The 5,630-nt window shown below is 53.6% G+C and carries 2 rRNA genes; both read left to right on the top strand.

The window, feature by feature from the left end:
* Positions 1-188: 188 nt before the first annotated feature.
* Positions 189-1,711, top strand: a 16S ribosomal RNA gene (locus QMG79_RS16505).
* 581 nt (positions 1,712-2,292) lie between these two features.
* A 23S ribosomal RNA gene (locus QMG79_RS16510) occupies positions 2,293-5,420 on the top strand.
* Together the 16S and 23S rRNA genes form the textbook arrangement of a ribosomal RNA operon.
* Positions 5,421-5,630: the final 210 nt, after the last annotated feature.

Below are 5,630 nucleotides of genomic sequence, written 5' to 3' on the forward strand. Positions count from 1 at the left end.
TGTGTCTGTTGTTTGAGAACTCAATAGTGTGCCAAGTTTATTGATACCAATTTTTTATATGAATTGGTTGAATTATGCCAGGTTGTGCCGCCCCTGTGGTGCGGTCTGGTTATTTTTTGGCTGGTTTCAAATTTTGTGCATGGCGTTCTGGGGTTATTTCCTTTGGTTCGTTGTGTGTCTGTTTTACTTCAACGGAGAGTTTGATCCTGGCTCAGGATGAACGCTGGCGGCGTGCTTAACACATGCAAGTCGAACGATGATGCCAGCTTGCTGGTGGATTAGTGGCGAACGGGTGAGTAACACGTGAGTAACCTGCCCTTAACTCTGGGATAAGCCTGGGAAACTGGGTCTAATACCGGATATGACTCCTCATCGCATGGTGGGGGGTGTAAAGCTTTTTGTGGTTTTGGATGGACTCGCGGCCTATCAGCTTGTTGGTGAGGTAATGGCTCACCAAGGCGACGACGGGTAGCCGGCCTGAGAGGGTGACCGGCCACACTGGGACTGAGACACGGCCCAGACTCCTACGGGAGGCAGCAGTGGGGAATATTGCACAATGGGCGAAAGCCTGATGCAGCGACGCCGCGTGAGGGATGACGGCCTTCGGGTTGTAAACCTCTTTCAGTAGGGAAGAAGCGAAAGTGACGGTACCTGCAGAAGAAGCGCCGGCTAACTACGTGCCAGCAGCCGCGGTAATACGTAGGGCGCAAGCGTTATCCGGAATTATTGGGCGTAAAGAGCTCGTAGGCGGTTTGTCGCGTCTGCCGTGAAAGTCCGGGGCTCAACTCCGGATCTGCGGTGGGTACGGGCAGACTAGAGTGATGTAGGGGAGACTGGAATTCCTGGTGTAGCGGTGAAATGCGCAGATATCAGGAGGAACACCGATGGCGAAGGCAGGTCTCTGGGCATTAACTGACGCTGAGGAGCGAAAGCATGGGGAGCGAACAGGATTAGATACCCTGGTAGTCCATGCCGTAAACGTTGGGCACTAGGTGTGGGGGACATTCCACGTTTTCCGCGCCGTAGCTAACGCATTAAGTGCCCCGCCTGGGGAGTACGGCCGCAAGGCTAAAACTCAAAGGAATTGACGGGGGCCCGCACAAGCGGCGGAGCATGCGGATTAATTCGATGCAACGCGAAGAACCTTACCAAGGCTTGACATGAACCGGTAATACCTGGAAACAGGTGCCCCGCTTGCGGTCGGTTTACAGGTGGTGCATGGTTGTCGTCAGCTCGTGTCGTGAGATGTTGGGTTAAGTCCCGCAACGAGCGCAACCCTCGTTCTATGTTGCCAGCACGTTATGGTGGGGACTCATAGGAGACTGCCGGGGTCAACTCGGAGGAAGGTGGGGACGACGTCAAATCATCATGCCCCTTATGTCTTGGGCTTCACGCATGCTACAATGGCCGGTACAAAGGGTTGCGATACTGTGAGGTGGAGCTAATCCCAAAAAGCCGGTCTCAGTTCGGATTGGGGTCTGCAACTCGACCCCATGAAGTCGGAGTCGCTAGTAATCGCAGATCAGCAACGCTGCGGTGAATACGTTCCCGGGCCTTGTACACACCGCCCGTCAAGTCACGAAAGTTGGTAACACCCGAAGCCGGTGGCCTAACCCCTTGTGGGAGGGAGCTGTCGAAGGTGGGACTGGCGATTGGGACTAAGTCGTAACAAGGTAGCCGTACCGGAAGGTGCGGCTGGATCACCTCCTTTCTAAGGAGCACCTACAACTGTTTGCATTCTGCGTTATGTGGGGTGTGGGGGTTGTCAGGAGTATATGCCCGTTGCGTAGGCGTTTGTTCTACGGCGGGTGCTCAAGGGTGGAATATCAATGAATAGGTGCCTGTTTCTGGGCGTTGGTGGCGAGTACGGATGTGTGCTTTTGGTGTGTTTCTCCTGTTGGAGGGGTGTGCTGGGGTGTGTGTTGTGGAAAGTTTGCTGGTGTTTGGTTGTGGGTAGTGTTTGGCACACTGTTGGGTCCTGAGGCAACAGGGCTGGCGCGGGTGGTGAGGCTTTTGTCTTGTTGTTCGTGGTGGTACTTGTGTTTCTGGTTTTCCTGGTCATGGCCGCTTGCATGCTTTGGTGTGTGGGTTGCGTGGTACGGGGTTGTTGTTTGAGAACTACATAGTGGACGCGAGCATCTTTTAGAATAAGCAATTTCTAAGATATATGAACCTGGATCTGGTTCTTGTGTGCTGGTGTCATTGGTGCTCCTTTTGGGGGGTTTTGGTGGTGTTGGTGTGTGGGGATTCAGTTTTCATGGTTCTCTCGAAAATGTTTTATTGATCTTTTGTGGTCAAGTTTTTAAGAGCACACGGTGAATGCCTTGGCATTAGGAGCCGAAGAAGGACGTAGGAATCTGCGATAAGCCTGGGGGAGTCGATAACCGGACTGTGATCCCAGGGTGTCCGAATGGGGAAACCCCGCCAGGGACGCGAGTTACCTGGTGACCCGCATCTGAACACATAGGGTGCGTGGAGGGAACGCGGGGAAGTGAAACATCTCAGTACCCGCAGGAAGAGAAAACAATAGTGATTCCGTGAGTAGTGGCGAGCGAAAGCGGATCAGGCTAAACCGTTCCATGTGTGATAGCCGGCGGGCGTTGCATGGTCGGGGTTGTGGGACTTTCCGTTTCAGTTCTGCCGGACTGATGAGGTGAGTGGATGCGCATAGGTGAACGGTCTTGAAAGGCCGGCCAGAGAGGGTGTGAGCCCCGTAACCGAAATGTTGTGTTCCGCCTGGAGAGTATCCCAAGTAGCACGGGGCCCGAGAAATCCCGTGCGAATCTGTCAGGACCACCTGATAAGCCTAAATACTCCCTAATGACCGATAGCGGACCAGTACCGTGAGGGAAAGGTGAAAAGTACCCCGGGAGGGGAGTGAAACAGTACCTGAAACCGTGTGCTTACAATCCGTCGGAGCCAGTCTGATTCTGGTGACGGCGTGCCTTTTGAAGAATGAGCCTGCGAGTTAGTGTTACGTCGCGAGGTTAACCCGTGTGGGGAAGCCGTAGCGAAAGCGAGTCTGAATAGGGCGTTGCAGTGGCGTGATCTAGACCCGAAGCGAAGTGATCTACCCATGGCCAGGTTGAAGCGACGGTAAGACGTCGTGGAGGACCGAACCCACTTCAGTTGAAAATGGAGGGGATGAGCTGTGGGTAGGGGTGAAAGGCCAATCAAACTTCGTGATAGCTGGTTCTCCCCGAAATGCATTTAGGTGCAGCGTTGCGTGTTTCTTATCGGAGGTAGAGCTACTGGATGGCTAATGGGCCCTACAAGGTTACTGACGTCAGCCAAACTCCGAATGCCGGTAAGTGAGAGCGTAGCAGTGAGACTGTGGGGGATAAGCTTCATAGTCGAGAGGGAAACAGCCCAGACCACCAACTAAGGCCCCTAAGCGTGTGCTAAGTGGGAAAGGATGTGGAGTTGCGAAGACAACCAGGAGGTTGGCTTAGAAGCAGCCATCCTTAAAAGAGTGCGTAATAGCTCACTGGTCAAGTGATTCCGCGCCGACAATGTAGCGGGGCTCAAGTACACCGCCGAAGTTGTGGATTTCAGATATTTGCCAAGCCTTCGTGGTTCAGGCGTCTGGAGTGGTAGGGGAGCGTCGTGTGGGCAGTGAAGTCGCGGTGTAAACCAGCGGTGGAGCCTACACGAGTGAGAATGCAGGCATGAGTAGCGAAAGACGGGTGAGAAACCCGTCCGCCGAATGATCAAGGGTTCCAGGGTCAAGCTAATCTGCCCTGGGTAAGTCGGGACCTAAGGCGAGGCCGACAGGCGTAGTCGATGGACAACGGGTTGATATTCCCGTACCGGCGAAAAACCGTCCATGGTGAACAGGGGATACTAACTGCCCGATACCTGACCATCCACCCTTGTGGTGATGTGGTTTTTGGTGGAGCGCAGGACCGTAACTTGGGAGTCAAGCGTATTAACAGGTGTGACGCAGGAAGGTAGCCAAGCCGGGCGATGGTTGTCCCGGTCTAAGGATGTAGGGCGAATGGTAGGTAAATCCGCTGTTCATGATGCCTGAGATCTGATGGGACCCCCTTTTGGGGGGATTTGGTGATCCTATGCTGCCTAGAAAAGCATCGGCGCGAGGTTTTAGCCGCCCGTACCCCAAACCGACACAGGTGATCAGGTAGAGAATACTAAGGCGATCGAGAGAATTATGGTTAAGGAACTCGGCAAAATGCCCCCGTAACTTCGGGAGAAGGGGGGCCCTAACTTTGAACCACACACGCTGTGGGGAGGGGATCAGGGCCGCAGAGACCAGGGGGAAGCGACTGTTTACTAAAAACACAGGTCCGTGCGAAGTCGCAAGACGATGTATACGGACTGACTCCTGCCCGGTGCTGGAAGGTTAAGAGGACCGGTTAGCCCGTAAGGGCGAAGCTGAGAATTTAAGCCCCAGTAAACGGCGGTGGTAACTATAACCATCCTAAGGTAGCGAAATTCCTTGTCGGGTAAGTTCCGACCTGCACGAATGGAGTAACGACTTCCCCGCTGTCTCAACCATAAACTCGGCGAAATTGCAGTACGAGTAAAGATGCTCGTTACGCGCAGCAGGACGGAAAGACCCCGAGACCTTTACTATAGTTTGGTATTGGTGTTCGGAGTGGCTTGTGTAGGATAGGTGGGAGACGTTGAAGCTTGGACGCTAGTTCAGGTGGAGTCATCGTTGAAATACCACTCTGGTCACTTTGGACATCTAACTTCGGCCCGTAATCCGGGTCAGGGACAGTGCCTGATGGGTAGTTTAACTGGGGCGGTTGCCTCCTAAAAAGTAACGGAGGCGCCCAAAGGTTCCCTCAGCCTGGTTGGCAATCAGGTGTCGAGTGTAAGTGCACAAGGGAGCTTGACTGTGAGAGAGACATCTCAAGCAGGGACGAAAGTCGGGACTAGTGATCCGGCGGTACATTGTGGAATGGCCGTCGCTCAACGGATAAAAGGTACCTCGGGGATAACAGGCTGATCTTGCCCAAGAGTCCATATCGACGGCATGGTTTGGCACCTCGATGTCGGCTCGTCGCATCCTGGGGCTGGAGTAGGTCCCAAGGGTTGGGCTGTTCGCCCATTAAAGCGGTACGCGAGCTGGGTTTAGAACGTCGTGAGACAGTTCGGTCCCTATCCGCTGCGCGCGCAGGAAATTTGAGAAGGGCTGTCCTTAGTACGAGAGGACCGGGACGGACGAACCTCTGGTGTGTCAGTTGTACTGCCAAGTGCACCGCTGATTAGCTACGTTCGGATGGGATAACCGCTGAAAGCATCTAAGCGGGAAGCTCGCTTCGAGATGAGATTTCCATACACTTTATGTGTGAGAGGCCCCCAGCCAGACCACTGGGTTGATAGGCCGGATGTGGAAGCGAGGACTAACGACTCGTGAAGCTGACCGGTACTAATAGGCCGATAACTTACACCACACTTCACACGGGTAAATCCACCTTCAAAAGGGATTTACACTTACCGTGTGAGATAAAGAAACAAGACTGCTTGCGTCCACTATGTGGTTCCCAAACAACAAACCCATACCAACGGTTTGTGTTCAGGGAACAAAAAACCACAACAGAATATATGTCTCACAGACACCACACCCATCCCACCCCACAACAAAAAACCCTCCAAGGCTTTTT

The organism is Pseudarthrobacter sp. PS3-L1 (assembly GCF_030063285.1).
Taxonomy (GTDB): domain Bacteria; phylum Actinomycetota; class Actinomycetes; order Actinomycetales; family Micrococcaceae; genus Arthrobacter.